The 26,005-nt window shown below is 69.1% G+C and carries 23 protein-coding genes and 1 tRNA gene; 10 read left to right on the top strand and 14 right to left on the bottom strand.

Features of this window, described 5'->3' with window-relative positions:
* Nucleotides 1–30: 30 nt before the first annotated feature.
* The 5 genes from AC13HU_RS05095 to AC13HU_RS05075 form a co-directional block, all read right to left on the bottom strand.
* A complete protein-coding gene (locus tag AC13HU_RS05095; RefSeq protein WP_483040514.1) occupies nucleotides 31–918 on the bottom strand; it encodes an MlaE family ABC transporter permease in 888 nt (295 codons plus the stop codon).
* 3 nt (nucleotides 919–921) lie between these two features.
* A complete protein-coding gene (locus AC13HU_RS05090; protein ID WP_483040513.1) occupies nucleotides 922–1,779 on the bottom strand; it encodes an MlaE family ABC transporter permease in 858 nt (285 codons plus the stop codon).
* A gap of 25 nt (nucleotides 1,780–1,804) precedes the next feature.
* Nucleotides 1,805–2,794 (bottom strand): ABC transporter ATP-binding protein, encoded by a 990-nt coding sequence (locus AC13HU_RS05085; RefSeq protein ID WP_483040512.1) that lies wholly within the window; start codon nucleotides 2,792–2,794, stop codon nucleotides 1,805–1,807.
* A gap of 88 nt (nucleotides 2,795–2,882) precedes the next feature.
* Complete coding sequence (locus AC13HU_RS05080; RefSeq protein ID WP_483040511.1) at nucleotides 2,883–4,625, bottom strand: DUF6801 domain-containing protein; 1,743 nt, start codon at nucleotides 4,623–4,625, stop codon at nucleotides 2,883–2,885.
* Between the two features lie 371 nt (nucleotides 4,626–4,996).
* Nucleotides 4,997–5,629: a hypothetical protein gene (locus AC13HU_RS05075; RefSeq protein WP_483040510.1), complete on the bottom strand. Its 633-nt coding sequence runs from the start codon at nucleotides 5,627–5,629 to the stop codon at nucleotides 4,997–4,999.
* A 462-nt stretch (nucleotides 5,630–6,091) separates the two neighbouring features.
* Here AC13HU_RS05075 and AC13HU_RS05070 point away from each other — a divergent pair, with 462 nt between their 5' ends.
* Nucleotides 6,092–7,399, top strand: a complete 1,308-nt coding sequence (locus AC13HU_RS05070; protein ID WP_483040509.1) for a PucR-like N-terminal domain-containing protein — start codon at nucleotides 6,092–6,094, stop codon at nucleotides 7,397–7,399.
* 30 nt (nucleotides 7,400–7,429) lie between these two features.
* Here the strand turns inward: AC13HU_RS05070 and AC13HU_RS05065 are convergent.
* The 7 genes from AC13HU_RS05065 to AC13HU_RS05035 form a co-directional block, all read right to left on the bottom strand.
* A tRNA-OTHER gene (locus AC13HU_RS05065) sits at nucleotides 7,430–7,502 on the bottom strand.
* A 110-nt stretch (nucleotides 7,503–7,612) separates the two neighbouring features.
* Nucleotides 7,613–7,888, bottom strand: coding sequence for a hypothetical protein (locus AC13HU_RS05060; protein WP_483040508.1), 276 nt, complete (start codon nucleotides 7,886–7,888; stop codon nucleotides 7,613–7,615).
* Nucleotides 7,889–7,917: 29 nt separating this feature from the next.
* On the bottom strand, nucleotides 7,918–8,139 hold the full coding sequence (locus AC13HU_RS05055; protein WP_483040507.1) for a GNAT family N-acetyltransferase: 222 nt from the start codon (nucleotides 8,137–8,139) through the stop codon (nucleotides 7,918–7,920).
* A gap of 179 nt (nucleotides 8,140–8,318) precedes the next feature.
* On the bottom strand, nucleotides 8,319–9,017 hold the full coding sequence (locus AC13HU_RS05050; RefSeq protein ID WP_483040506.1) for a hypothetical protein: 699 nt from the start codon (nucleotides 9,015–9,017) through the stop codon (nucleotides 8,319–8,321).
* Nucleotides 9,018–9,444: 427 nt separating this feature from the next.
* Nucleotides 9,445–9,843: a hypothetical protein gene (locus AC13HU_RS05045; protein WP_483040505.1), complete on the bottom strand. Its 399-nt coding sequence runs from the start codon at nucleotides 9,841–9,843 to the stop codon at nucleotides 9,445–9,447.
* A 359-nt stretch (nucleotides 9,844–10,202) separates the two neighbouring features.
* Nucleotides 10,203–10,430 (bottom strand): DUF397 domain-containing protein, encoded by a 228-nt coding sequence (locus tag AC13HU_RS05040; protein WP_483040504.1) that lies wholly within the window; start codon nucleotides 10,428–10,430, stop codon nucleotides 10,203–10,205.
* On the bottom strand, nucleotides 10,420–10,674 hold the full coding sequence (locus AC13HU_RS05035; protein WP_483040503.1) for a Scr1 family TA system antitoxin-like transcriptional regulator: 255 nt from the start codon (nucleotides 10,672–10,674) through the stop codon (nucleotides 10,420–10,422). The genes AC13HU_RS05040 and AC13HU_RS05035 overlap by 11 nt, the downstream gene beginning before the upstream one ends.
* Nucleotides 10,675–10,730: 56 nt before the next feature.
* Here AC13HU_RS05035 and AC13HU_RS05030 point away from each other — a divergent pair, with 56 nt between their 5' ends.
* The 3 genes from AC13HU_RS05030 to AC13HU_RS05020 all read left to right on the top strand — a co-directional run bounded on the left by AC13HU_RS05030 (nucleotide 10,731) and on the right by AC13HU_RS05020 (nucleotide 13,490).
* Entirely contained in the window at nucleotides 10,731–12,008 is a 1,278-nt protein-coding gene (locus AC13HU_RS05030; RefSeq protein WP_483040502.1) for a helix-turn-helix domain-containing protein, read from the top strand.
* A gap of 211 nt (nucleotides 12,009–12,219) precedes the next feature.
* Nucleotides 12,220–12,543 (top strand): hypothetical protein, encoded by a 324-nt coding sequence (locus AC13HU_RS05025; protein WP_483040501.1) that lies wholly within the window; start codon nucleotides 12,220–12,222, stop codon nucleotides 12,541–12,543.
* An 86-nt stretch (nucleotides 12,544–12,629) separates the two neighbouring features.
* Nucleotides 12,630–13,490, top strand: coding sequence for a helix-turn-helix domain-containing protein (locus AC13HU_RS05020; RefSeq protein WP_483040500.1), 861 nt, complete (start codon nucleotides 12,630–12,632; stop codon nucleotides 13,488–13,490).
* A gap of 142 nt (nucleotides 13,491–13,632) precedes the next feature.
* Here AC13HU_RS05020 and AC13HU_RS05015 read toward each other — a convergent pair whose 3' ends face one another.
* A complete protein-coding gene (locus tag AC13HU_RS05015; RefSeq protein ID WP_483040499.1) occupies nucleotides 13,633–15,942 on the bottom strand; it encodes a galactose-binding domain-containing protein in 2,310 nt (769 codons plus the stop codon).
* Between the two features lie 169 nt (nucleotides 15,943–16,111).
* On the opposite strand from AC13HU_RS05015, the gene AC13HU_RS05010 reads away from it, so the two are divergent.
* The 6 genes from AC13HU_RS05010 (at nucleotide 16,112) to AC13HU_RS04985 (ending at nucleotide 24,690) form a co-directional block, all read left to right on the top strand.
* Nucleotides 16,112–17,137 (top strand): LacI family DNA-binding transcriptional regulator, encoded by a 1,026-nt coding sequence (locus AC13HU_RS05010; RefSeq protein ID WP_483040498.1) that lies wholly within the window; start codon nucleotides 16,112–16,114, stop codon nucleotides 17,135–17,137.
* 318 nt (nucleotides 17,138–17,455) lie between these two features.
* The gene (locus AC13HU_RS05005; RefSeq protein ID WP_483040497.1) at nucleotides 17,456–18,862 is read left to right on the top strand and encodes an ABC transporter substrate-binding protein; all 1,407 of its coding nucleotides are present in this window, start codon (nucleotides 17,456–17,458) and stop codon (nucleotides 18,860–18,862) included.
* Between the two features lie 90 nt (nucleotides 18,863–18,952).
* On the top strand, nucleotides 18,953–19,915 hold the full coding sequence (locus AC13HU_RS05000) for a carbohydrate ABC transporter permease (RefSeq protein ID WP_483040496.1): 963 nt from the start codon (nucleotides 18,953–18,955) through the stop codon (nucleotides 19,913–19,915).
* Nucleotides 19,916–19,921: 6 nt separating this feature from the next.
* Nucleotides 19,922–20,815: a carbohydrate ABC transporter permease gene (locus tag AC13HU_RS04995; RefSeq protein ID WP_483040495.1), complete on the top strand. Its 894-nt coding sequence runs from the start codon at nucleotides 19,922–19,924 to the stop codon at nucleotides 20,813–20,815.
* 156 nt (nucleotides 20,816–20,971) lie between these two features.
* Nucleotides 20,972–22,633, top strand: a complete 1,662-nt coding sequence (locus AC13HU_RS04990) for a glycoside hydrolase family 13 protein (RefSeq protein WP_483040494.1) — start codon at nucleotides 20,972–20,974, stop codon at nucleotides 22,631–22,633.
* Nucleotides 22,634–22,935: 302 nt separating this feature from the next.
* Nucleotides 22,936–24,690: an NAD+ synthase gene (locus AC13HU_RS04985; RefSeq protein ID WP_483040493.1), complete on the top strand. Its 1,755-nt coding sequence runs from the start codon at nucleotides 22,936–22,938 to the stop codon at nucleotides 24,688–24,690.
* Between the two features lie 22 nt (nucleotides 24,691–24,712).
* Here AC13HU_RS04985 and AC13HU_RS04980 read toward each other — a convergent pair whose 3' ends face one another.
* A complete protein-coding gene (locus AC13HU_RS04980) occupies nucleotides 24,713–25,633 on the bottom strand; it encodes an endonuclease/exonuclease/phosphatase family protein (protein ID WP_483040515.1) in 921 nt (306 codons plus the stop codon).
* Nucleotides 25,634–26,005 lie beyond the last annotated feature (372 nt).

The following is a 26,005-nucleotide window of genomic DNA, read 5'->3' as shown; positions in this document are numbered from 1 at the left end:
GCGGGCCCGGGGTACGGGTGTCGGTGGTGGTCATCCCGCCACCCGCACGGTGGTGGTGGCGCCCCACAGCGCCAGCGACAGGAAGAAGTCGGTGAGCGAGATGATCACGATCGCGTTGCGCACCGACCGGCCGACCGCGATACCGACACCGGCCGGGCCGCCCTTGGCGGTGAAGCCGTAGTAGCAGTGCGCGAGGATCACCACGACGCTGAAGATCAGCACCTTCAGTATGGACAGCAGCACGTCCTCCGGTGCGAGGAAGAGGTTGAAGTAGTGGTCGTAGGTGCCGGGCGACTGGCCGTTGAACCACACGGTCACCAGCCGGGAGGCCGCGTAGCTGCTGAGCAGGCCGATGCCGTAGAGCGGGATGATCGCGACCACGCCGGCGATGATCCGGGTGGTGACGAGGTAGGGCACCGAGCGCACGCCCATGCTCTCCAGCGCGTCGACCTCCTCGTTGATCCGCATCGCGCCGAGCTGCGCGGTGAATCCGGCGCCGACGGTCGCGGACAGCGCGAGCCCGGCGATCAGCGGGGCGATCTCGCGGGTGTTGAAGTAGGCGGAGATGAAGCCGGTGAACGCGGCGGTGCCCAGCTCGTTCATCGCCGCGTAGCCCTGCAGGCCGACGACGGTGCCGGTGGCGAGCGTCATGCCGATCATCACGCCGACGGTGCCGCCGATGACGCTCAGGCCGCCGCTGCCGAAGGCGACCTCGGACAGCAGCCGCAGCACCTCCTTGAGGTAGCGGCGCAGGGTGCGCGGCACCCACAGCACGGCCTTGACGTGGAAGAGCAGGTGGTCGCCGGTGTCGTCGAGCCGGCGCAGCCAGCGTCCCGGGCCCGCCCGGCGGACGCGGGACGGCGGGGCGGCGGGCTCGGGCGGCTCGGGCCGCGGGGCGTCCTTGTCGAGCAGGGCCATCGCTCAGGCTCCCTTCTGCGGCACGAGCTGGAGGTAGATCGCGGTCAGCACCACGTTGACCACGAACAGCAGCAGGAAGGTGATGACCACCGACTGGTTGACCGCGTCGCCGACGCCCTTCGGGCCGCCCTTGGGGTGCAGGCCGCGGTAGGCGGCGACGATGCCGGCGATGAAGCCGAAGATGACCGCCTTGATCTCGGAGATGTACAGGTCGGGCAGTTGGGCGAGCGCGGAGAAGCTGGAGAGGTAGGCGCCCGGGGTGCCGTGCTGCACGATCACGTTGAAGAAGTAGCCGCCGGCGGTGCCGACCACCGAGACCAGACCGTTGAGCAGCAGGGCGACGAGCATCGTGGCCAGCACCCGCGGCACGATCAGCCGCTGCACCGGGGAGACGCCCATCACCTCCATCGCGTCCAGTTCCTCGCGGATCTTCCGCGAGCCGAGGTCCGCGCAGATCGCGCTGCCGCCGGCGCCCGCGATCAGCAGCGCCACGATCAGCGGGCTGGCCTGCTGGATCACCGCCAGCACGCTCGCCCCGCCGGTGAACGACTGGGCTCCCAACTGCTGTGCCAGCGAGCCGACTTGGAGGGCGATCACCGCGCCGAACGGGATCGACACCAGCGCCGCGGGCAGGATCGTCACGCTCGCCACGAACCAGAACTGCTCGATGAGTTCGCGGATCTGGAACGGCCGCCGGAAGGTGTCCCGGACGGTGGTCGCCGCCAGCGTCAGGAGTTGCCCGGTCTCGCGCAGCGCCCCTGCGCCGGGAATGGAGCGGCGCGGGACGGCCGCGGAGCGCGCGGGCGGCATCGTCTGCGGTACGGACTCCGGCGCGGACTCCGGTACGGGCGGCGCGGTCATCGGGTCACCTCCGCGGCGGGCCCGGTCATGCGTGCTCCCCCTGTACGGGGGCCTGCGCGGGGGCGAGTCCGGCCTTCATGGCCGTACGCGCGGCGACCGGCAGGTCGTCCCACATCGCCAGCACCCGGGCCCGGCGGCGCTGCACGGCCCGGCGCGGCGGCAGTCCGGGGCTCGGTTCGAGCTGGGGGGCGATCCGGCGCGGCAGTTCGGCGGGCAGGTCGGTCGACTGCTCGCGGGCGAGGGTCGCCTCGTCCTTCTCCTCGGCCATCCCGATCGGGCCCTCCTTGCGGCCGCCCAGGAACTGCCGCACCACCGGCTCGTCGCTGGTCAGCAGCACCTCGCGCGGCCCGAAGGCGACCAGCCGGCGCCGGAAGAGCATCCCCATGTTGTCCGGCACGGTCGCGGCGATGTCGAGGTTGTGCGTGACGATCAGCATCGTGGCGTCGATCTGCGCGTTGAGGTCGATCAACTGCTGCGAGATGTACGACGTACGCACCGGGTCGAGCCCGGAGTCCGGCTCGTCGCACAGGATGATCTGCGGGTCCAGCACCAACGCCCTTGCCAGCCCGGCGCGTTTGCGCATGCCGCCGGATATCTCGCCGGGCAGCTTCCCCTCCGAGCCGAGCAGGCCGACCATGTCCATCCGCTCCATGACGATGCGGCGGATCTCCGACTCCTTCTTGCGGGTGTGCTCCCGCAGCGGGAAGGCGATGTTGTCGAAGAGGTTCATCGAGCCGAACAGCGCGCCGTCCTGGAACATCAGGCCGAACAGCTTGCGGGTCTCGTAGATGTCCCGCTCCTTGCCGCCGACCATGTCGACGCCGTTCACCATCACCCGCCCCCGCTCCGGCTTGAGCAGGCCGATCACGGATTTCAGGAACACGGTCTTGCCGGTGCCGGAAGGCCCGAGCATCACGCTGACCTCGCCGGGCGGCAGAGTGAGCGTCACGTCCTCCCAGACGGTCTGTCTGCCAAAGGACTTCGTCAGACCCTCGACGATCACTTCGATTCCCATTGCACCTCCCGGGGGTGGTTGTGGTCTTCACGGTGGACGGATGGGTGGGGGACGGAACTGCGGTGGCCGGATTCCCGGCGGACTGCGGTCACTTGGTCGACGCGGTGCGGACGGGAAGGGCGGGCAGCGGGATGTCGGGGGAGCAGTTCTCGCCACTTACCGGAGCGCACAGGGGCCCCTGGACGAAGTTGAGGCTGTTCCCCGGCCCGGACAAGGACGAGGTGAAGAGCGCGTCGAGGTTCTCGCCGGGCGTGCCGCAGCCGGTGAACGGCGGGATGACGAGGTTGTCGTCGGCGAGTGGGCCGCCCGTCTGAAGCTCGTAGTCGGGCTTGCCGTCCCGCTGTGTCGGGTCGGGCACCCTCGCGTCCGCACGGCCGTGGAGCAGGATGTGCACCGGCTTCTCGGTGTGGCAGTCCGACCCGACGTCGAGTGGTACCCCGTTGACCTTCACATTGCGCAGCCGCAGGTCCTGGTAGCCGCTGACCGTGGTCAGCATCGGAGAAGCGACGGGGCGCCCGGAATGGCTGTCCTGCCCGCCGACGTTGGTGACCGTCATGACCCCCTTGGACACAAAGCTCACGTCGGCGGAGGTGGGCACGAATCCATAGGTGAGGAACGTCGAGTGGGACGGGGGGAGATTCACCCCGAAGATGCTGTCGATATCGGTGTAGGCATACGGGGCTATGACGACCCGCAGGCCCTCGTTGACGGTGAGGAGCGCCGGCTTGTCACGTGGGTCGTTGACGATCATCGCGCCGTTGAGCTTGTTGACGTTGGAGAAGCCCGTGAAGTAGCCGCACAGGACGCTCGGTTGAGTCTGCGGTGGCAGAGCTCGGCCGCCCGTTGGAATGGGCGCCAGCACGGTCGGGTCCAGTTCACCGACGGGCGCGGCGTCGCAGGTGGTGCGGCCCGAGTGCGGAGGGGTGTCCAGCGGCACGATGGTGCTGGGCGCTCCGTTCGCCGACCCGGACGACGACGCCGAGCCGGAGGGAGTCCCGGCCGTCCCCGTGCCGGCCGTCCCCGTGGCACCGGACGTGGCGCCGGTGGGCGGGGTCGAACCGGTGCCGCCGGGCACCGGGACCGTCGCGAGCGTGATGTCCTCGTCGGCCTTGGCCGCGCACAGAGCGGTGATGTCGGCGAGCGCCCCGGCAGTGCTTCCGCCGGTGGGGGTGCTGGAGGCGTCGGCGGGGCTGTCCGCACCGCTGCCGTCCGCGGAACCGTCCGAACTGCCCGCGCTCGCACCGGAGTCCGCGGGCGTGGTCGGGTCCGCCGAGGGCGTGCCCGGGTCGGAGGGCGTGCCGGCCGCGGCCTGCGGATGAAGCGTCAGGTCCAGGTCTCCCGCGGCGAAGACCAGGTCTCCACCGGCGGTCACCGACACTCCGGGGACCTTGCCGGTGAAGACCAGGTCCAGGTCGCCGCTGCCGGCCACGGTGGTGGACTTCGCGGTCAGGTCCGGCCAGATCACGACGGTGTCGGAGGCGCCCTGCGTGACGTGTGTCTTCGTGGAGGCGCTGCCGCTGAGCGTGTCGGCCTCGGCCGGGATCAACGCGGTGACCGCGGCCCGGGGGATGCCGACGGTCAGCGTCAGGTCGCCGGGCTGGATCGGCTTGCCGACGGCCCCACTGTCCGGATACGCCTGCTTGAAACCGACGCTGATGTCCTGCGGGTCCTGCCCCGCGCCGAACTGGCAGGTGTACGCCAGCGACACGCCGTCGGCTCCGCCGGCACCACCGGTCGCCGACGAGTCCGTACCCGGCAGCAGGCCCGCCAGGAGCGCGGCCGCCGCGACGCCCGCGAGCTGTACCACCCGACGCGGACGCGGTCGGCTCACTCGCACGGCACCCCTCATTTCCGAACTCCTCTTCCAGCCCTGGCGGCAGGACATTACGTGTGGGTAATAAGGATGGACAAGTGATCGAACATGTGAAGATCCGGCGAATTTCCGGAGCCGGGGATTCTTGTCAACGAGTGACAAACGGCAACCGGAATTTTGTCCTCCAGTGAGTACCAGGGGCCGCCGACCGGGCCGTCCGGGCCGATCGTCGGGCAGATCGTCCGGACCGGGGCCGATCGTCCGGACCGGGCCGGGCCGACGGTCGAAAGCGCGCGCAAGTCCCCCCGTTGGGACAGGGACCCCGGCCTCAGATCACGGGCCGGGGTCCCTGCTTCTGCGGTGGTGCGGATCTGGTGAGCCGGGCCGGACTACGGCTCGGTGATCGTCAGGGTGCTGGGCGAGACGTAGTAGTCGCCGACGTAGGAGACCGCGTCGCCGGTGTTCATCAGGCCGAGGCAGCCGGACCCGACGTTGTAGGCGTGCAGGTTGCCGGTTCCCAGGACCTTCAGGTCGTGGGTGGAGTTGGTGTAGCTGACGTCGAGCGTGGCCGGCGTGGTCGCGCTCGCACCGGCGAAACTGGCGGTGCAGGTGAGACCGCTGATGTGGGCCTCGACGCCGGTCAGGGTGCCGGTGGTGACACCGTTGCTGTAGCTGACGGCGTTCAGCGCCCACGGGGTGTTGTCGGCCGTGACGGTGAAGGTGATGCTCAACGGGCCGGTGCAGCTCGACCACTGCACCCCGCCGATGGAGGCGATGCCGTTGCCGTCGACCCCGGTGCCGTTCGGCGCGTTGCCCGTCGCCTTCGAGTCGGTGCAGGTGAGCTGCGTTCCGGTGCCGTTGTCCGTCAGCAGGGTGTTGGTGGAGTCCGCGGTGAACGAACCACCACCGGCCACCGTCCACGAACCGGCCGCGGAGGCAGGGCTGATGGCGAGGCCGAGGGCCGCGGCGAACGCGGCGCCGGTGACGATGCCACCCTTGACGAGAGGGGAGATCTTACGCATGGGCTGTTCCTTCCTGGGAGTTGGCGTGCCTGACAAAACCGATGTCTGCGCTGCTCGGGCGCAATTCGGTTGCGACTCACTACCTGGAACGTGGGTACCGATTCCAGCCGGTTGCCCTTGCGGGGGAGGACGTTACGCACGGGTAACCGAAGGGCGCAAGAATCCGGCCGAAGAATCTCCACCAGCCACTACCGGTCGGTATTTTTCTGTCACCGGGGCAACATCGCCACCGGGCGGTTTGTAAAAGAGTGAGCACTTGCAGGTCTCCGGCCCGCTTCGCGATCACCAGACCCCCACGGCCCGCGAACCCTGGGTCACCGGCCGCCCGGCCGGGCGGACACGGGACCCGTGCAACCAGGGATGACGACGTTTCCGTGTCCATGGGGCTGCGCTCCGTAGACGTTTGGTCTATGTTGCAGCGAGGTCACCGAGGCGCGATGGGGCGCACGGGAGGGGGCGGACATGACCGTAATGCGGCAGACCCCGGAGCAAACGGAGGCACCGGGTCCGATTCCACGGGAGTTCGCCGCGATCATGCGCCCCGAACTGCCCAGTCTATTAAAAGAGATGGCGGCTGAAATCGTCGCCGCGATCCCCGAATACGGGCATCTGCTGGAGGGCCCCAACAGCCGGGTGATCAAAATCGGGATCGAGCAGAGCATCGCCACGTTCGTGGACCGGGTGGCCGCCCCCACCGCCACCACCTCGCTGCGTGACGACCTCTGCCGCCGGTTCGGCCGCTTCGAGGCGTACGAGGGCCGCAGCCTGGACAACCTCCAGGCCGCATACCGGATCGGCTGCCAGGTGGCGCTGCGCCGGGTGCGTACGGTCGGGCGCCGCTACAACCTGTCCGCGTCCTTCATGCTGACCTTCGCCGACGCGCTCTTCGCCTACATGGGCGACCTGGCCGAACTGTCCCGCGAGGGATACGTGCAGGCGCTCGCCGAGTTGGGCGAGGAGCCGGACAACCGGCGCCGCCGGCTGCTGCGCCGCATTCTCGGCGGCACCGCGGTGGCGCGCAGCGCGCTGGCCGAACTCGCCGAACACGCCGCCTGGCCGCTGCCGGAGGAGGTCACGATGGTGGCCGTCGCCTTCGGCACCCGCCCGGCCCGCACCGCGCTCGACCGCGACGTCCTCCAGGACTTCGCCGATCCCGAGCCGCACCTGCTGATACCGGGGCCGTTCACCGAGCAGCGGCGCGCCTCGCTGACCGCGGGACTCGGCGGCTGCCGGGCCGCGGTCGGGCTGACCACGAAACTCGCTGAGGCGGCGGACTCGCTGCGCTGGGCCCGGCATACGCTGGCGCTCACCAACTCGGGCGTGGTCGGCGGCGCCGGAGCGGCCGGCCGTACCGGGGTGGGCGGGGGCGCCGGAGCGGCCAGCGGCGCCTCCTACGACGATTCGCTGATCCTCAGCGAGGACCATCTGCTGCCGTTATGGCTGCTGGGCGACCCGGCCCTCGCCGACCAGATGGCCAGGAAGTACCTCGGGCCGCTGGTCGGACTGACCCCGGCGCAGCGCACCCGGCTCATCGACACCTTACGGATCTGGCTGACCACCCGGGGCACCGCGGGCCAGGTCGCCGACCAGTTGGGGGTCCACCCCCAGACGGTCCGCTACCGCCTGCGCATCCTCGACCGCGCCTTCGGCGACCAACTGGCCCACCCGGACGACCGTTTCGCCACGGAGATCGCCCTACGCGCGTTACATCTGCGCCAACACGGGGAAGACGGCTCCCCCACCACCGACCCCCGGTGCGGCACTCAGTAGCCACCGGCCGCCACCGGCCAAGATGGGGGATGGAGCCGACCGGATTCGAACCGGCGTCCTCCCACACGCAGTGAAGGCGCGACAACCACTGCGCTACGGCCCCATCCCGCTCGCGATCATACGAGCCACCCGCACCCTGCCGCTCTCGAATTTTCGCAGCCGACGACGGATCACTCAGCGTGGCCGCGTCGGGGTTCTTCCGCTGTGTCTCCGTCAGGATCTGTCCCCGTTCTGGATCTGCGCGAGGGCGTGGCGGATCTCGGCGCGGATCCTCTCGTCCTGTACGGCCGCCCACGGTCCGTCGATGATGGCGTGTCGCCGGTCGTCCTCCAGTGCCGCGCGCAGGATCGGTACGGCGGTCGCGGCCGGGGGGCCGATCCTGCCCAGACGGCGGATCGTGGTCTCGGTCGATCGGCTGAGGCGCTGGTGGGTGCGTAGTGGGGCGAGTTCCCAGGTGAGGAGTCGGACGGCTGTCTCATAGGAGGGCAAAACTCCGGCCCCGACCTTGTGAGACGGCCCTACAGGGCGGACCGGTAGAAGACCTTCCCGCCTTTCGGCTCGACACCGAGCGCTACGTAGAAAGCGAGGGCAGCGGGATTGTCGGTGTCGGCGGTCCACTCGATCCTGGAACAGCCCGATGCGGCGGCGAGGTCCCGCAACTCGGCCATCAGCGCGTGTTCGACGAGCAGACGGCGCGTTTCGACGACCGTGCCGCTCAGTGCGCGACCGCGAGCGGCCATCGGCGCCGCCATCCCTTGGACACCGTTCGATGTGCCGCGAACGACCGGCGAGCGACCTCCGCGAGGCGCACGCAACGTGCACGCAACGAGTGGCGTGGCCTTTGAACCCGTGAGGTCCGCCTTCATGTGGAGCGTCACAGCCTGACAGTCCCCGATCCGTGCCGGGGCTCCGAGCAGGATCAGGAAAGGCCGCGGGCCCGGATCACCGTCCCGTCCCCCGTGCGGCACTCGACGATGTGCGCGAGCATGCTCGCGTATGACGTGAATGCCGGGAAGACCGATGCAGTGCCCGGCCTGCCCTCGGAGCGGTCGTCCATGATGTCCTCGTCGCACAGGTCGACGATGCGACCATCGTCAGGGTCGCCCAAGTCGGCGGCGAGGATGTAGTTCACGCCGGTCGTGGCGTTCAGGATCGGATAGCACTCGGCTCCGTTCCTGAGCAGGTCGCGGTCCTCGTCTTGCAGGTAGCCGAAGAAGTTGTCCTCGTACCAGAGGTCGATGACGCCGTCGCCGTCAGTGTGATCCGCGCGCGGGGTCCAGAGGTCGAAGCGGTCGAAGCGGACCTGGACATCGGGCCCGGGTCCGGACAGCACTCGCCGGACCTGCCGCAGCCACGGCGGCAGGACGACCGCGTTGCGCCGCTCCACATGATCGAGCAGCACCTCGTCGTCGCGGTGGAAGACGATCCCCGGAAACCGCTCCACGAAGACGCGCAGCGCCGTCTTGTCCACCTCCGGCAGCGACGAGCGGCCCACCCAGCCGAGGGCCTCGTCGGCCGATCCCGTGCCGCGGTGGGCCGCATAGTCGAAGGTGTCGAACATGATGTCCGGAATGCCGCCGGATACGTTGCCCGAGTCGGCATCTGCGCGGTTGAGCACGGTGAACCTCTCCGGAGATCGTCAGAACTCCGGCGACTGTACTTCACCACTACGACACCCGGATGACGTCGGCCACGGACCGGCGGAATCCTCACGAATTGGCTCGCGCACCAGATCCGCGAGCGCCGGGGGTGCCGTGAATGCCGGAAGTGCCGGAAGTGCCGGGAGTTGAGACCGTCTCCACGGTTCCCGACAGTTTCTCGCTCGTACGCCATCCCCCGGCAAGACGCGTCGAACCTGCCCCGGGGCACCCCGGGCCCGCAGGATCAGTGGAGGGCGGCCCCGGCCTCATCCGCGCAAGACTGCGCACGTAGGCGGCTGTTCGCGGGGATACCGTCTTGGTGTCGACGCCGAACGGGAGACTGTTGGGAGACCTGCGCCGACCTTGAGTCCGCTCGCCGACGCATGCCGGAGAGCTTCTCCAACTTCAGTGTGACCTGCTGGGGATGACTTTCTCCCAAGGTGAGTCTTCATCGCCGTCAAACGGCTCGGAGAACGTCTCCGGGAATTCCGTGGCAATGCCATTGATCATGTGACGAAAGTTTTCAACCGATACGGTGTCCTGCCACTCGATAAGAATGTCAAGCAGTGGAGAAATCGAGTCGCCGTATTGGGTTTCAATCCTCAAAAAACTGTCGGCGTCCATAAGGGTGATCATCAAAGATCGGTCATCGATGGACTGAAAAATCGAAGTCCGCATGCGATTGTTGTTGAATACCAGTTCGGCGACCTCCGACTCCTTACTGCGCGTGGTCTGTTTCCAGCCCGCTTCTGACAGACGAGTGATGATAACCCTGCCAATGTCATCAAATCCTTCGAAAGTCATAGCATTCTCCCATTTCTACATTTCAGCCATGCGGCTTCTCGTTGACCAGTTGACGGGCGATCCCGCCGTAGCCGCCGTACCGGATCGAGGTCTCGGCGAGGAGGTTGTCGACCGCCGCGCCCATCGAGCGCCGCTACCAGCTGATGCTCTTCCTTCGCGCCCCGTCGTAGCAGCACAGCCGCAGCGGTGTGCCACCGCCGCACCGATCTGCATCCTGTTGCCGTCTTCCTCAGTCGGAGGGTAGCGACAGGATCTCGCGCAGCGCCTTGACCTCCGCATCCAGTGACCGCAGATCCGGCAAGCACCCGACGGCCCTGCGGTCCGGATCGGACCGGTCCGGACCGCAGGGCCGTCAAGGGTTACAGCGAGGGTATCTCCCCGGTCTGGACGCTGCGCACGAACGCGCTCCAGACCTCCGCGGGAAAGACGAGCGCAGGGCCGTCAGGGTCCTTCGAGTCCCGAACCGGAACTACTCCGGGCATGCCGTCGACGACTTCGAGGCAGCTACCTTGATCAGAGCCGCTGTGGCTGCTCTTGCGCCAACCGGTGAGCGTCGAGGCCGTTGCGATTATGGGGTCAGTGGTCATGTCCGAAGTCCTTCGCCATGGCTCGCAGGAGGGTGAGCGACTCCTTCAACGGGAGCGCGTCCGTCAGGGCAAGATCATATGTGTTCTGGAACCGCTCAACCAGCGCCGGTGAGTCGTGCACCTTGCCTGTGTACAGACCCTCGACGTAGGCGATTTGGGGCGGATGCGCCGGACCGCAGTGGCTCAGCCCACCGAACCTGTCGTGCCGTGGTTCGGCGCTCTCGGTGCGGAGAAACGGCCCCACCCCATACTCTGACAGTTCCGACAAGTGACGAAGTTGCCACAAGAGGATGGGCACTGATGCCTTCAGACGGTACGGACGGTACGGACGGTACGGACGGTACGTCAGACCCGTACACCGATGCGCTGGCGTTCGGCCAGCGGCTCCAGGTGCTCCGCAACAGTCGAGGCATCACCCGTGAGCAGTTGGGCGGCCTGCTGGGTCTCACCGGTTCGTGGGTCAAGGCCGTGGAATGCGGTCGACTCAAGACGCCGAAACTCGAGGTGATCCTGCGGATCGCCGAGATCCTGCGGGTCCGGAATCTGGCGGACCTCGCCGGCAACCAGGCTCCCCCGGTGGAGTTGTTCGCAGGACCGGGGCATCCGAGACTGGCTGCGGTGAAGGCGGCGGTGGATGCCTACCCGGTCGGTTCGCGGCATGAGGCGCCGCCGACTGCCCACCTGCGAGCCCGGCTCGATCGTGCCTGGGCCTCGCGGCACAGATCGCCCAACCATCGTGAAGTGGTGGGGTCCCTGCTGCCGGACCTGATCCGGGACGCACAGGCGGCGGTCCGGCAGTCCGACCGGGCAGCGGAACGGAGGGCGGCCCAGGCGATCCTCAGCGAGACGTACTCGCTGTGCCAGTTCTTCGTGGCCTACCAGCCCGACGCCGCGCTGCTGTGGCGGGTGGCCGAGCGTGGTCTGGTAGCCGCACAGGAGAGCGAAGACCCGCGCGCCATCGGCCTGGCGGCCTGGCTGGCGGGGCAGGCGCACCGGGACGCCGGCCCGGCCCACTTCGAGGCAGCGGACGCGGTGGTTCTGGAGAGCCTTGCGTATCTGATGCCCATGCTGCCGGACGCGTCGGACGAGGTACTGGCCATCGCCGGTGCGTTGACTTTCGAGGCCGGATACACCGCCGCGCGGAGAAGCGAGACGGGTACGGCCTGGCGGTACTGGGATCAGGCCCGCGCCATGGCCGAACGCCTGCCCGGGGAGTACTACGACCCGGTCACGTCGTTCTCGCGAGCCATCATGGGGGCGCACGCCGTGACAGTGGCTGTTGAACTGCATGCCGGCGGCGAGTCCGTCCGGCAGGCCGCGGCGGCGGATGCGGTGATCATTCCTTCCCGCCCCCGCCGCGCCCGCCACCGTATCGAGGAGGCGCGCGGCTTCCAGTTGGACGGTCAGCCGGACGTCGCCCTGGCAACACTGGAAAAGGCGTACGAGGCCGCGCCGGAGACCATCAAGTACAACGGCTACGCGAAGCGGATCGTGCTGGAGGAAACCACGTCGAAAAGCCCCGCCCGTCGCCGGCGCGCCTCCCAACTCGCGGTGAGGATAGGGATGCTGGCAGCGTAGTCAAGGGGACACAATCTGTACCCCTGCCATGTGACAGCAGCTCATAACGTCTTCGTCCGAAGGACCCCCGCGACCGTCTGACCGGTCCGGGGGCGTGGACAACCCGACGAAGGCAGGCTGACATGCGTGAGTTTATGGGGTCGTGGTGGCCCGGGGCGAGGGCCTGTCCGGCCCGCCGATGTTCCGCAGAGGCGATGTGGCGGGCGGCGCGGTGAGCGTTCGGCTTCTGCCGTGGTCGGGGCCGGACGGGCGGGCGTGCTATCTCCGGTCGGACGGATGCGCCGCGTCGTCGGCGTTGTGGCGGCTGGCGGATGAGATGGAGTCGGTGCAGCTCGGGATGGGCCGGGAGCTGCTGGGCTTTGTCCGCAAGACGCTCAGGGAGGCGGCGCCTTCGGAGGGCGAACTCCACGGCATGGTGGCGCACTTGTGCACGGCGCTGTCGGACGCCCTGCGCGTGGCCGACAGCCGTGGCGCGCTGCTGGGCCCGCCCGCGAACGGGGACCAGGTCACACCGGCGGACGAGGCGGCGCGGTGATCCGTCAGTGCGGCCCGGCCGCGCTGAATCGCCGAGCCCGCGGCGGCGCGCTCCGTGCAACCAGGACCGTAGAGAGGGAATCCGTGATGAGCGGTAGGAGCAGCAACCAGGAGTGCGCTGACGGGGAGTGGTTGTCGGCGCAGGCGCTCTACGCGAGCGAACTGACCCTGCGGCGGGCGCAGTCGGGGATGTCTCTGGTGCAGCTCGCGGACTTGTGCCGTTATGAGCAGTCGTACCTGTATCGGTTGGAGCGGGGGCAGCGGTTGGGCACCGTGGAGGCGGCTGCGGCGCTGGACAAGGTGTACGGGACGGGGACGTTGCTGGTGCGGTTGTGGCATCTGGCCAAGCGGGAGGCGAAGGACCGGCCGTTCCTCGGGCTGGCCCCGTTGGAGGCGGACGCCCTGAGCATCCAGGAGTACGCCGTCAGCGCCGTGCCCTACCTGCTCCAGACCCGCGCGTACGCCCAGGAACAACTCCGCACCGCCCGCCCGAACAGCGTGGCGAGGCTGGACGCCCAGGTCACGGCGCGGATGAAGCGGCAGGACCGCCTCACCGGCCCGAACCCGGTGCACTACCGCGCGCTGATCGACGAAGCCGTGCTACGCCGCAAGGCCCGCGACCCGCAGACATGGACCGCCCAACTCGAACACCTCATCAAGGCCGCCCAGCAGCCCGATGTGTCGCTGCACGTCGTGCCGTTCGGCACCGGCCCGCACCACATCCGCAGCTGCCTGGAACTGATCTCCTTCCGTGACGGCCACACCCTCGCCTACACGCAGAGCAGTTGGAGCGGCCACCTCGTCGAGGACCCCGAAGACGTCGAGCCGCTGCGCCTGGCCTACGACCTGCTGCGCGACACCGCCCTCACGCCCGCCGAGTCCCTGACGTTCCTGCACGCCGCGCTGGAGGAGCACGCGCCGCAACGGCAATCGGCTCTGCCCGCCTGAACCCGGCCGAATCCGGCCGCATTCGGCTGAACCCGGCCGCATTCGGCTGAACGGCAAGGAGCGAGAGGGTGTGCCCCCGCCCCCCGGGCTTGCGTTCCGGAGACGGGGGCACCCTGGATCGTGCGAGTGAAGGTGGGCGGAACTACGAGGCGTACGCCTCCAGTTCGGAGAGCTGGCCCGCGGGCCAGCCCGTGTTGGCGGTGAAGGTGAGCCGCAGGTAGCGGGTGGAGGCCGAACCCAGGTCCACCGTCGCGGTGTTGCCGGACGACGGGTCGAAGGTGTAGCCGGCCGAGGACTTGAGCGTGGTGAAGGTGGAACCGTCCGTCGAGCCGAGGACGGAGAGGGTCTCGGTGCGGGTGGCCCACGCGGTGGCCGGCGGCAGCTTCAGGACGAGGCGGCCGACGGTCTGGGTGGAGCCGAGGTCAACGGTGATGGACTGCGGAAAGGCGTTGTCCGTGCTCTCCCAGTACGAGTTGGCGTCGCCGTCGACCGCGTTGGACGCGACGTAGACGTCGTCGTGGCCGGTGTCGGTGGCCGGACGGCCCTGCGCCAGGTTGCCGTTGGGCGGGGGCGTCGTGCCGCCGGTGGTCCCACCGTCGGTCGAACCGGAGGACGTACCCGAGGAAGTGCCTCCGCTGCTGTCGCCGCCGCCCGGCTGCGGCCAGGTGGAGCAGTCGCCCCACGTGCCGGTCCAACCGCTGTTGCCCGCACCCTGGTTGATGGTGAAGGGTGCGAAGCCCACCGGGTAGGAGCAGTTGTAGACGCCGGTGGCACCGGTGCCGGTGGCCGTGACGTCGGTGAACGTCGCGGAGCCGGGTGTCTCGGCCTGCACCACCACGGTGCCGGTGTTGGTCGCGGTCGCGCCGTTGACGGTCACCCCGCTGACGTCGTAGCCGTGGCCGCCGCCCGAGACGAACTCGAAGTCGCTGTAGGGGCTGTCGATGAAGGTGGTGTCACTGATCTGGACGTCCACCGTGGTGATCGCCGAGTCGTACGAGTCGACCCGCAACGCCCCCATCGGGTGGCTCCAGTTGGGGTTCATCGCGCCGGTGCGGATGAGGGTGTTCCCGGAGACCGTGACCTTGCCCGAGAGCGGGTTGAACGGCTGGAGGAACGCCTGGTTGGAGATGGCCATGCCGCTGCCGAGCGCGTTGGTGTCGGCGATCACGTTGTTCGACACGGTGTTGTTCGAACCGCCGTAGACCGCGATGCCGTTGGCCAGGTTCGGCTGCACGATGGTGTTGCCGGTGAAGGTGTTGCCGGTGTCCGGCGAGCCCAGCGACCACATGGCGAGCGAGTCGTCGCCCTGGTTGCGCAGGAAGTTGTTCTTGACGGTGACGCCCTGGGCGCTGCCGTCGAGGTTGAGGCCGTCGGCGGTGGTGCCGATGATCCGGTTGTTCTCCACCGTGAGGTTGTCGTTGTCGCCGGTCAGCCACAGACCGCACTTCTCGCGCTGGATCCACATCCCGGAGACCACGGAGTTCGGGCCGAGGCTGCCGGTGACGAAGCTGTCGGGCGAGCTGTCGTTGCGGGTGCTGACCGCGCCGATGACCGCGAAGTCGTAGAGCTTGGTGTTACCGGTCGCGCCGGTCTGGTCGATGAAGTGCGAACTGTGCACCACCGAGTACCAGTTGCCCGCGCCGCGCAGGGTGACGTCGTCGACCGGGAGCTGCGAGGTGATCGTGTAGGTGCCGGACGGTATCCACACCTCCTTGCCCGCCGACTTGGCGTCCGTGATCGCCTGCCGGAACGCCTGGGTCGCGTCGCCGCTGCCGCTGCGGTCGGCGCCCTCGTCCACCACCGACACCGAGTTCGCGGGCTGCGCGGCGGCCGCCGCGACCTGCTCGAAGTCGGCCACGTCGATGGTGGCGGTGCTGGTGTCGCCGGAGTCGAGTTGGAGCTTGACCTTGTCGCCGGAGCCGAGGTTCTGGCCCAGTTGTATACGGGTGTCGTCGAAGAAGTGGTGGGTCTTCGACCCGGCGATGTTGCCGGTGTCCACGTAGCTGTACTGCGAGGTGACGGCGAGTTTCTGGCCGAGCTCGGTGCCGTTGACATAGACCGACAGGGTGCCGGAGGCGCCCTGCGGCAGGTTGTAGGCGACATCGACGGCGTTGGCCGCCTTGGTGAGCGTGAACTCGACGTACTGGCCCTGGTTGATGGTGACCGCCTGGCGGCCGGACGCCTCGGAGGCGACGGTGCCCTGGGTGTAGTCGGGCCCGATCACCTTCCCGTTGGTGTTTGCCGCTTCGGCCTCGTACTCCGTGAACGGCACCGACGCGCCACCGCTGACGTCGAACGGCGAGACCGTCGATGTCTTGGCGGCGGACCTGGCGGCGGAGTCGGCCGCGCCGGCGGCCGGGGCGGTGAGGGTCAGGGCGATCAGGCCGCCCGCGGCCACTGCCGCCGCGGTGGCCGAGGCCAGCACAAGCGAGGAGCGACGTCTGGTGTCCATGGGGTGGGGGGTTCCCTTCTGCCGGGAGTCGCTGATGTGACGCACACCCTAGGGATGACGAACACGACACAGCAAGATGTCGATCGGATTTCGCAAAAATTGGATGGCTTGCAGAGATTCTGCAAATAGGCCGCAAGAAACTTGCGGTACCTGTACTAGAATCGACGCCATGACACGACGACTTGCCGAGGTGGCAAAGAAGGTCGGGGTGAGTGAGGCCACCGTCAGCCGCGTGCTGAACGGAAAGCCGGGCGTCTCCGATGCGACCCGGGCTGCGGTCCTCACCGCCCTTGACGTGCTCGGATACGAACGGCCCACCCAGCTGCGCGGGGAACGCGCCCGGCTGGTCGGCATGGTCATGCCCGAGCTGCAGAACCCCATCTTCCCCGCTTTCGCGGAGGTCGTCGGCGGTGCGCTGGCCCAGCAGGGGTTCACTCCCGTGCTGTGCACGCAGACCGCCGGCGGCGTCTCGGAGGCCGACTACGTGGAGTTGCTGCTCCAGCAGCACGTCTCCGGTGTGGTCTTCTTCGGCGGGCTCTACGCCCAGGCGGAGTCACCGCACGACCACTACGCCCGCCTGGCCGAGCGCAACTTGCCCACGGTGCTGATGAACGCGGCCATCGACCATCTCGACTTCCCCCGGGTCTCGTGCGACGACGCGGTGGCGGTCGAGCAGGCGATGAACCACCTCATCTCCCTTGGCCACCAACGGATCGCGCTGGTGCTCGGCCCGCCGGACCACGTGCCCTCGCGCCGTAAACTCGCCGCCGCCCGCCGAGTTGACCCCTCGGTCACCGTCGAGCACGCGCTGTTCACGCTGGAGGGCGGGCAGGCCGCGTCGAGCCGGCTGCTGTCCCGCGGCATCACGGCGTTCATCTGCGCGTCCGACCTGCTGGCACTCGGCACGATCAGGGCCGCCCGCCGGCGCCGGCTGTCGGTGCCCGAGGACATCTCGGTGATCGGCTACGACGACTCCTCGCTGATGAACTGCACGGAGCCGCCGCTGACCACGGTCCGGCAGCCGATCGAGGCGATGGGGCGGGCCGCGGTGGACCTGCTCGCCGGCGAGATCAGCGGGGCCTCGGTCGACCACGACGAGCTGTTCTTCGAGCCGGAGTTGGTGGTCCGCGGCTCCACGGGACCGGTCCGCGACGCGGCCCGCATCCCCCACCCCGAGGCTCGCACCAACGTGTAGACGGTGCCCGGTGTACCCGGGTGCCCACAGGGGGCGTTGGGGGTACCCCCAGCGCCCCCTGATCGCTCCCCGCGCCCGTCAGGGCACCCTCCCCCGGCAAGAGGGCATCCCCGCCCGTCAGGGCGCCCCTGCCCGTCGTAATCAAGTCGTGTCTTTGCGAAATTCACGCGACATCTTGCGGACATCTATCGGGTTAAGTACGTTGAGCCAACCCGGGACGGCGGCGCACTCTCGCGCCGGACAGCATGTGCCTCACGTGCCACGGGGGTCCCAGATCGCAGTCCAACGACGCGCAGTGGTTCAGGGGAAGGGTAGAAAATGAGCAGAATCGGCTACCGCAGACTGGTGGCAGTCGCGCTGGTCGCGGGGATCGGGTTGACCGGTGCCGCGTGCTCCAGCGACAGCAACAAGAAGGACGACGCCGGCAGCAAGGCCGGCAGTGCCAGCGCCGGAACCCCCTTGGACCCGAAGACCAAGGTGACCATCAGCGTCGACTGCGAGCCGCCGACCACGAAGAAGGCCGAGCGCAAGGAGTGGATCGAGGACGTCGCCGCGTTCAGCAAGATCTACCCGAACGTCACCGTGAAGAGCAAGGACGCCTTCCCGTGTGAGGACCCGGCCAAGTTCACCGCGCAGCTCCAGGCCGGCAGCCAGACGGACACGTTCTACTCGTACTACACCGACCTCGAGCAGGTGCTGGACGCCGGCCAGGCCGCCGACATCACGGACTACGTCAACGCGAAGACGATCCCGAACCTGGCGGGCATCGACCCGAGCGTGCTCAACGTCCTCAAGGACGGCGGCAAGCTCTACGGTCTGCCCACCGCGAACTACAAGATGGGCCTGATCTACAACCGGAAGATCTTCCAGGACGCCGGGCTCGACCCGAACAGCCCGCCGACCACCTGGGACGAGGTCCGGCAGGACGCCAAGACCATCTCCGACAAGCTCGGTAGCAAGGGCATCACCGGCTACATGGACAACTCGGCCGGCAACCAGGGCGGTTGGCACCTCGCCTCCGAGATGAACGGTGTGGGCGTCCGCGCGGTCAGCGAGGACGGCACCAAGGCCACCTTCGACGAGGCCGGCACCAAGCAGGTTCTGCAGACCCTGCACGACATGCGCTGGACCGACAAGTCCATGCCCGCCACCCCCGGCCTGGTCTGGGGCGACGTCCAGAAGGCGATGGGCACCGGCAAGATCGGCATGTACGTCGGCGCGCCGGACGACGTGACCCTCGAGGTCCAGCAGTACAAGGCCGACTACAAGGACCTGGGCATGGCCCCGATCCCCGGCGGCAAGATCGCCCTCATGGGCGGCAACGACTACATGTTCAAGAAGTCGGACAGCCCCGACCAGATCAAGGCCGGCATCGCCTGGATCAACTACAAGTACCTGACGCTCGGCAAGGGCCAGTTCAACTACGTGCGCACCAAGGCGGACGGCCTGCCGGTCGGCCTGCCCGAGCCGTTCTTCTTCACCGGTTCGGCGAAGGACCAGGACAACCAGCTCAAGGCCGCCAGCGCGACCATCCCGGTGGACAACTTCAAGGCGTACACCGGCGTGGACACCCCGGTGCTCGCCGAGCCGCCGAACGCGCAGAAGGTCTACACGGTGCTCGACACCGTGATGTCCGGCGTGCTGACCAACAAGAACGCCGACATCGACAAGCTGCTGAACACCGCGACCGACCAGGTGAACCAGCTGCTGGCCGCCAGTAGCTGACCGCACAGCCCCGCGGGGGCCGGTCCGGCGACCGGCCCCCGCTTCGCGGGCACCTGACCTCACCGCACCACCTTCAGCCGAGGAGCCCTCATGGCGGCGACGACCGTCCCCGAGAAAACGACCAAGCGCCACGCCGGGCGCCCGGCCGGCCCAGGCCGACGTGCCGAAAGAGGCGGGCTGAGCCGCAAGGTGGCGGAGAACCTGCAGGCGTACGGTTTCCTCGTCGGCGCGGTCCTCTGCTTCCTGGCCTTCTCCTGGTACCCGATGGTCCGCGAGTTCATCATGAGCTTCCAGGACAAGAAGCGGGGCGTGACGTCCTGGGTCGGGATGAAGAACCTCGACCGGGTCTACCACGACCCGTTCTTCTGGACCGCGTGGAAGAACACCGCCGAGTACACCGGCTACGCGCTGGTCATCGGGTTCGCGCTGCCGTTCTTCGTGGCGATCATCCTCAACGAACTGCGGCACGCGCAGGCGTACCTGCGCATCCTCGTCTACCTGCCGGTGATGCTCCCGCCGGTGGCCGGCGGCCTGCTCTTCAAGTACTTCTACGACCCGGACTACGGGCTCTTCGACCACATCCTCAAGACGCTCCACCTACCGACGTCGCAGTGGCTCGACTCGTCCCACACCGCGATGATCTCGGTGGTGATCGCGGCCACCTGGATGAGCATGGGCAGCGCCACCCTGATCTACCTGGCCGCGCTGCAGAACATACCCGGCGAGCTCTACGAGGCCGCCGACCTGGACGGCGCCGGGCTGTGGAGCAAGATCTGGCACGTCACGATCCCGCAGACCCGCATGGTGCTGTCGCTGATGCTGCTGCTGCAGATCGTGGCGACCATGCAGGAGTTCACCAACGTCTACGTGCTGGCCGGCGGCAACGGCCCGGAGAACTCGACCATGACGGTCGTCTACATGATCTACCAGTACGGATTCCGCTACAACAACCTCGGAAGCGCCGCGGCGCTGGGCCTCTTCCTGCTGCTGGTGCTGGTCGTCTTCTCCGGCGTCTACACGCGGCTGAGCCGGACCAGCGAGCAGGACGGATAACGGATCATGGCAGCCATCTCCTCGCAAGCCAACCGCACCCTGATCTCGTCGGCCGCGCTCAGCCGCCGCAAGGGCAGGATCACCTACCGGATCGTGCTGACCGTGGTGCTGATCGTCTTCACCCTGGTCTTCCTCGGCCCGCTGTACTGGATGGTCACCGGCGGATTCAAGTCCGCGAGCGAAGTCGTCGCGAACCCGCCGACGTACTTCCCGAAGCACCCGAAGCCGGGCACCTACCACACCGCGTGGACCCAACTGAAGCTCGCCAAACTGCTGTTCAACACGCTGTACTACGCGTTCGGCGCGCTGCTCTTCCAGCTGGTCTTCGACGTCGCCGCCGCGTACGCGGTCTCCAAGCTGCGGCCGATGTTCGGCAAGATCATCCTGGCCGGCATGCTCGCCACGCTGATGATCCCGTCCGCGGTGCTGATCGTCCCGCAGTACGTGACCGTGCTCGACCTGCCGCTGCTGCACTTCAACCTGATCGGCACGCCGTGGGCGATCTGGCTGCCGACAGTGGCCAACGGCTTCAACATCTTCCTGCTCAAACGGTTCTTCGACTCGATCCCGAACGACCTGATGCACGCGGCCGCGATCGACGGTGCCGGTCCGCTGCGCACCCTGTGGTCGATCATCCTGCCGATGTCGCGGCCGATCCTCGGCGTGGTGTCGATCTTCGCGGTGGTCAACGTCTGGAAGGACTTCCTCTGGCCGATGCTGGTGGAGCCCGACCCGAACAAGCAGCCGATCAACCTCGGTATCAACTCGCTGTCGCAGGGCGTCCCGGAGAACGTCATCATCGCCGCGCTGGCCATCTCCGCGGTGCCGACCCTGCTGATCTTCCTGCTCTTCCAGCGCAACATCATGTCCGGTCTGACCGCGGGCAGCCTCAAGGGCTGACGCCCCGACCGCTCCTCCGGCCTTGCGACCGCACAACCCACGCACCCGCAAGCCCCACCCGCACCACCCCACAGCACTCCGCCGCCGGCCCTCATGCCGGCATCCCCGCCATCCGGGGCCGGCGGCGGGGTCCCACCTGCCCGAAAGGACGTTGACGTGGCAGACACCCCTCAGCCCGAGGCCGACGAGAACTGGTGGCGCGGCGCGGTCATCTACCAGGTCTACCCGCGAAGCTTCGCCGACAGCAACGGAGACGGGACCGGTGATCTCGCCGGCGTACGCTCCCGGCTGCCGTACCTGGCCGAGCTGGGCGTCAACGCCTTGTGGTTCAGCCCGTGGTACCCCTCGCCGATGGCCGACGGCGGCTACGACGTCGCCGACTACCGCGACGTCGAACCGGTCTTCGGCTCGCTGGCCGAGGCCGAGAAGCTGATCTCCGAAGCCCTCGCGCTGGGCATCAGGACCATCATCGACATCGTGCCGAACCACATCTCCGCGGTGCACCCCTGGTTCAAGGAGGCCCTGGCGGCCGGCCCCGGCTCGCCCGCGCGCGAGCGGTTCTGGTTCCGCCCCGGCCGCGGCGAGCACGGCGAACTGCCGCCGAACAACTGGCCGTCGCAGTTCGGCGGCCCGGCCTGGACCCGGACCACCGACCCGGACGGCACGCCCGGCGACTGGTTCCTGAACCTCTTCGACTCCGAGCAGCCGGACCTGAACTGGAACCACCCGGAGGTGCTGGCCGAGCACGAGGACATCCTGCGGTTCTGGTTCGACCGCGGCGCCGGCGGCGTCCGTATCGACTCCGCGGCCATGGTCTCCAAGGACCCCGAACTGCCCGACCTGCCCGACCCGTCCGCGGGCGCCGACGCGGTGCTGACCGCGCACCCGTACGTCGACCGGGACGACCTGCACGACATCTACCGGAACTGGCGGCGGATCGCCGACTCCTACGCCGGCGCCCGCATCCTGGTCGGCGAGGTGTGGCTGCCGGACGCCGAGCGGTTCGCCCGCTACCTGCGGCCCGACGAGATGCACACCGCGTTCAACTTCGACTTCCTGGCCTGCCCGTGGGAGCCGGCCCGGCTGCGCACCTCGATCGAGACCACGCTGGCCGCGCACGCGCCGGTGAGCGCGCCCGCCACCTGGGTGCTGTGCAACCACGACGTGACCCGTACGGTCACCCGCTACGGCCGGCAGGACACCGGATTCGACTTCGCCACCAAGGCGTTCGGGGTGCCGACCGACCTGGAGCTGGGCACCCGCCGGGCCCGGGCGGCCGCGCTGCTGACGCTGTCGCTGCCCGGCTCGGTCTACCTCTACCAGGGCGAGGAACTGGGGCTGCCCGAGGTCGAGGACATCCCGACCGGCAAGTTGCAGGACCCGATGTACCTGCGCTCCCCCGGCACCAACCCGGGCCGCGACGGCTGCCGCGTCCCGCTGCCGTGGTCCGGCGACACCCCGCCGTTCGGCTTCGGCCCGGCCGGCTCGGCCGAGTCGTGGCTGCCGCAGCCGGCGGACTGGGCGGCGCGCACCGCCGAGATCCAGTCCGCCGACCCGGCGTCCATGCTCTCGCTGTACCGCGCCGCGATACAGCTGCGCGAGGACGAGCCCGAACTGGGCGACGACGGCCCGTTCGAGTGGCTCGACAGCCGTCCCGACGTGCTCGCCTTCCGCCGCTCCGGCCGGTTCGCCTGCCTGGTGAACCTCGGCGAGGCCGCCGCGGAACTGCCCGCGCACGAGGAGCTGTTGCTCACGTCGGGGCCGCTCGCCGAGGACGGACGGCTCCCGCAGGACACGGCGGTGTGGCTGCGCGTCTGACCGCGCCGACTTCCGGGCAGGGGCGCCGCACCAGGGCGCCCCTGCCGCCCCGGAACCCTGGAGACCCGAGGCCCCGTAACCCTGTTCCCCGTTGACCGGAAACGGTTACGGTATTCCCGTGCGCGCCTGCCCGGTGGCCTTGTCCGCGCCGGCCGCGGGAGCGCGCGACAGCACGTGTGGGGCCGGCCCGCCTTGTCAGGGCCGGCCCCACACGCCCGCCCGCTCGGGCGCCGCGCTTTCCGGCCGGGGTGTGGGAAGGGCGACAGCGACATCGCGTCGGGTTGACGATTAGACTGGGGGACGTGCCTCAACTACGCCTCGCACTGAATCAGATCGACTCCCGCGTCGGCGACATCGCCGGGAACCGCGCGGAGGTGCTGCGCCGGACCCGGTCCGCGGCCGAGCAGGGTGCCCACCTGGTCGCGTTCCCGGAGATGATGCTGACCGGCTACCCCGTCGAGGACCTCGCCCTGCGGGCGTCGTTCGTGGCGGCCAGCCGGGCCGCGCTGGTGGAGCTGGCGCGCGAGCTGGCCGCGGAGGGGCTTGGCGGGCTGCCGGTGGTGGTCGGCTACCTCGGCCGCAGCGAGAACGGCCAGCCGAAGTACGGCCAGCCCGCCGGCGCGCCGCAGAACTGCGCGGCGGTGCTGCACGACGGCAAGGTCGCGCTGCGCTTCGCCAAGCACCACCTGCCGAACTACGGCGTGTTCGACGAGTTCCGCTACTTCGTGCCGGGCGACACGATGCCGGTGATCCGGGTCGGCGGCGTCGATGTGGCGCTGGCGATCTGCGAGGACCTGTGGCAGGACGGCGGCCGGGTGCCGGGCGCCCGCGAGGCCGGCGCGGGCCTGCTGCTGTCGGTCAACGCGTCGCCGTACGAACGGGACAAGGACGACACCCGGCTGGAGCTGGTCCGCAAGCGCGCCCGGGAGGCCGGCTGCACCCTGGCCTACCTGGCGATGGTCGGCGGGCAGGACGAGCTGGTCTTCGACGGCGACTCGATCGTGGTCGGGCCGGACGGCGAAGTGATCGCCCGGGCACCGCAGTTCGCCGAGGAGTGCGTGCTGCTCGACCTGGAACTGCCCGCGGCCGCCGCCGAGTTGCCCGCCGGCCGGGTCGCGGACGGCCTGGAGCTGCGCCATGTGACGCTCTCCGCCGAGCCGGTCCCCGCGTACCGGCCGGAGTTCACCGGCACCGAGACCGAACGGCTCGGCGACGAGGCGGAGATCTACGGCGCGCTGGTCACCGGCCTGCGCGCGTACGCCGAGAAGAACGGCTTCCGCTCGATGCTGATCGGGCTGTCCGGCGGCATCGACTCCGCGCTGGTCGCGGCCCTGGCGTGCGACGCGGTCGGCGCGGAGCACGTGTACGGCGTCTCGATGCCGTCGGCGTACTCCTCGGACCACTCCAGGGGCGACGCGGCCGAACTGGCCCGCCGCACCGGGCTCAACTTCCGTACGGTGTCGATCGCCCCGATGTTCGACGCGTACATGGAGTCCCTGAAGCTGACCGGGCTCGCCGAGGAGAACCTCCAGTCGCGGCTGCGCGGGGTGACGCTGATGGCCATCTCCAACCAGGAGGGCCAGATCGTGCTCGCCCCGGGCAACAAGAGTGAGCTGGCCGTGGGTTACTCCACGCTCTACGGCGACTCGGTGGGGGCGTACGGCCCGATCAAGGACGTCTACAAGACCACCGTCTTCCGCCTCGCCCGCTGGCGCAACGCCGACGCGGAGGCGCGCGGCGAGACCCCGCCGATCCCGGAGAACTCGATCACCAAGCCGCCGAGCGCCGAACTGCGGCCCGGCCAGGTCGACACGGACTCGCTGCCGGACTACGACGTCCTCGACCGCGTGCTGGAGATGTACGTCGACCGGGATCAGGGCCGCGACGAGATCGTCGCCGCCGGGTACGACGAGGAGTTGGTCACCCGCGTGCTCAAGCTCACGGATACCGCGGAGTACAAGCGGCGGCAGTACCCGCCGGGTACCAAGATCTCGGCGAAGGGGTTCGGCAAGGACCGCCGCCTGCCCATCACCAACCGCTGGCGCGAAGGGGGTTGAGCGGACCCGCCCGGCGGTCCCGTCAAGGCAGTTCGAGCCTTGCCGCCACCGGGAGGTGGTCGCTGCCGGTCTTGGGGAGGGTCCAGGAGGACACCGGCTCGATCCCCTTGACCATGATCTGGTCGATCCGCGCCATCGGGAAGGACGCCGGCCAGCTGAAGCCCATGCCGTTGCCGGCCGCGCCCTGGGTGGAGCGCATCTGGGAGGTGACGGCGGCGAGCGCGCGGTCGTTCATCGTGCCGTTGAGGTCGCCGAGGAGCACCACGTCGGGCAGTTGCTCCGCGGCGATCGCCTCGCCGAGCGCGTCGGCGGCCCGGTCGCGCTGCCCGGCGGTGAAGCCCGCGTCGAACTTCACCCGCACGGACGGCATATGCGCCACGTACACCGCGACCTTCCCGTGCGGGGTGTCGGCGGTGGCGCGCATCGCCCGGGTCCAGCCCAGCCGGATGTCGACCGGACGGACCGAGCTGAGCGGGTACTTGCTCCACAGCCCGACGGTGCCCTGCACGGAGTGGTAGGGGTACGCGGCGGCGAGGTCGTGGCTGTAGCGGGACACCTCGTTGGAGGCCAACTCCTCCAGGGCGACCAGGTCCGCGTGGGCGGCGATCACGTCCTTGGCGGTGCCGTCGGGATCGGGGTTCTCGGCGTTGACGTTGTGCGTGAGCACCGTCAGGTTGCCGCCGGACCCGGACTTGTCGGTGAGCAGCCCGCCGAAGAGGTTGAACCACACCGCGGCCGGCAGCAGCACCGCGATCAGCGCGGTGACCGAGCGGCGCAGCACCGCCACCACCAGGAGCACCGGCACGATCAGCCCCAGCCAGGGCAGGAACGTCTCCAGCAGGCTGCCGAGGTTGCCGACCCGGTTCGGCACGTTCGCGTGGAAGACCAGCAGGCCGGTCAGCACGACGGCGACCACCGCCGTCACGATGCCGCGCCGCCACATCCCGGCCGGCCGCCACCATCGCAGGAAGCGGGCGCCCAGCCGGTCTTGGGCCCCGAACGCGGCTCCCGACCCTGTCGGGTCCCCGCCGTCCGTGCTCGCGTCCGTGCTGTCCTGCGCCTGGGTCATAGAGGTCCTTGCCTGCCGCTTCCGGGTGCTTCCGAACCCTGGGGCCTGTCGGATGGATCTCCGCGGCATCGCGCCACCGGCACGCACATCTGCCACGTCGCCGCCGATCGCCGATGCTCCCACGAAGATCGGAACGACGGACCCAAGGCGACCCTACGGGATTCGTATCTGAACCGACGGCCAGGTGGGGGTGGCAGGTTCCCGCGCACGGCACCAATCGGTCGGACTGTGACAAGACCATCACAC

This window comes from Streptomyces sp. NH27 (assembly GCF_056859195.1).
Note: the sequence above shows the minus strand (reverse complement) of the source record. Positions and strands in the feature narration are given on the sequence as shown.

Excerpts from the sequence above, each read along its gene's own strand:
- AC13HU_RS05095 (WP_483040514.1), bottom strand. The coding sequence starts at position 918 with ATGGCCCTGCTCGACAAGGACGCCCCGCGGCCCGAGCCGCCCGAGCCC.
- AC13HU_RS05090 (WP_483040513.1), bottom strand. The coding sequence starts at position 1,779 with ATGACCGCGCCGCCCGTACCGGAGTCCGCGCCGGAGTCCGTACCGCAG.
- AC13HU_RS05085 (WP_483040512.1), bottom strand. The coding sequence starts at position 2,794 with ATGGGAATCGAAGTGATCGTCGAGGGTCTGACGAAGTCCTTTGGCAGA.
- AC13HU_RS05075 (WP_483040510.1), bottom strand. The coding sequence starts at position 5,629 with ATGCGTAAGATCTCCCCTCTCGTCAAGGGTGGCATCGTCACCGGCGCC.
- AC13HU_RS05070 (WP_483040509.1), top strand. The coding sequence starts at position 6,092 with ATGACCGTAATGCGGCAGACCCCGGAGCAAACGGAGGCACCGGGTCCG.
- AC13HU_RS05055 (WP_483040507.1), bottom strand. The coding sequence starts at position 8,139 with ATGGCCGCTCGCGGTCGCGCACTGAGCGGCACGGTCGTCGAAACGCGC.
- AC13HU_RS05045 (WP_483040505.1), bottom strand. The coding sequence starts at position 9,843 with ATGACTTTCGAAGGATTTGATGACATTGGCAGGGTTATCATCACTCGT.
- AC13HU_RS05040 (WP_483040504.1), bottom strand. The coding sequence starts at position 10,430 with ATGACCACTGACCCCATAATCGCAACGGCCTCGACGCTCACCGGTTGG.
- AC13HU_RS05030 (WP_483040502.1), top strand. The coding sequence starts at position 10,731 with ATGCCTTCAGACGGTACGGACGGTACGGACGGTACGGACGGTACGTCA.
- AC13HU_RS05020 (WP_483040500.1), top strand. The coding sequence starts at position 12,630 with ATGAGCGGTAGGAGCAGCAACCAGGAGTGCGCTGACGGGGAGTGGTTG.
- AC13HU_RS05015 (WP_483040499.1), bottom strand. The coding sequence starts at position 15,942 with ATGGACACCAGACGTCGCTCCTCGCTTGTGCTGGCCTCGGCCACCGCG.
- AC13HU_RS05010 (WP_483040498.1), top strand. The coding sequence starts at position 16,112 with ATGACACGACGACTTGCCGAGGTGGCAAAGAAGGTCGGGGTGAGTGAG.
- AC13HU_RS05005 (WP_483040497.1), top strand. The coding sequence starts at position 17,456 with ATGAGCAGAATCGGCTACCGCAGACTGGTGGCAGTCGCGCTGGTCGCG.
- AC13HU_RS05000 (WP_483040496.1), top strand. The coding sequence starts at position 18,953 with ATGGCGGCGACGACCGTCCCCGAGAAAACGACCAAGCGCCACGCCGGG.
- AC13HU_RS04995 (WP_483040495.1), top strand. The coding sequence starts at position 19,922 with ATGGCAGCCATCTCCTCGCAAGCCAACCGCACCCTGATCTCGTCGGCC.
- AC13HU_RS04980 (WP_483040515.1), bottom strand. The coding sequence starts at position 25,633 with ATGTGGCGGCGCGGCATCGTGACGGCGGTGGTCGCCGTCGTGCTGACC.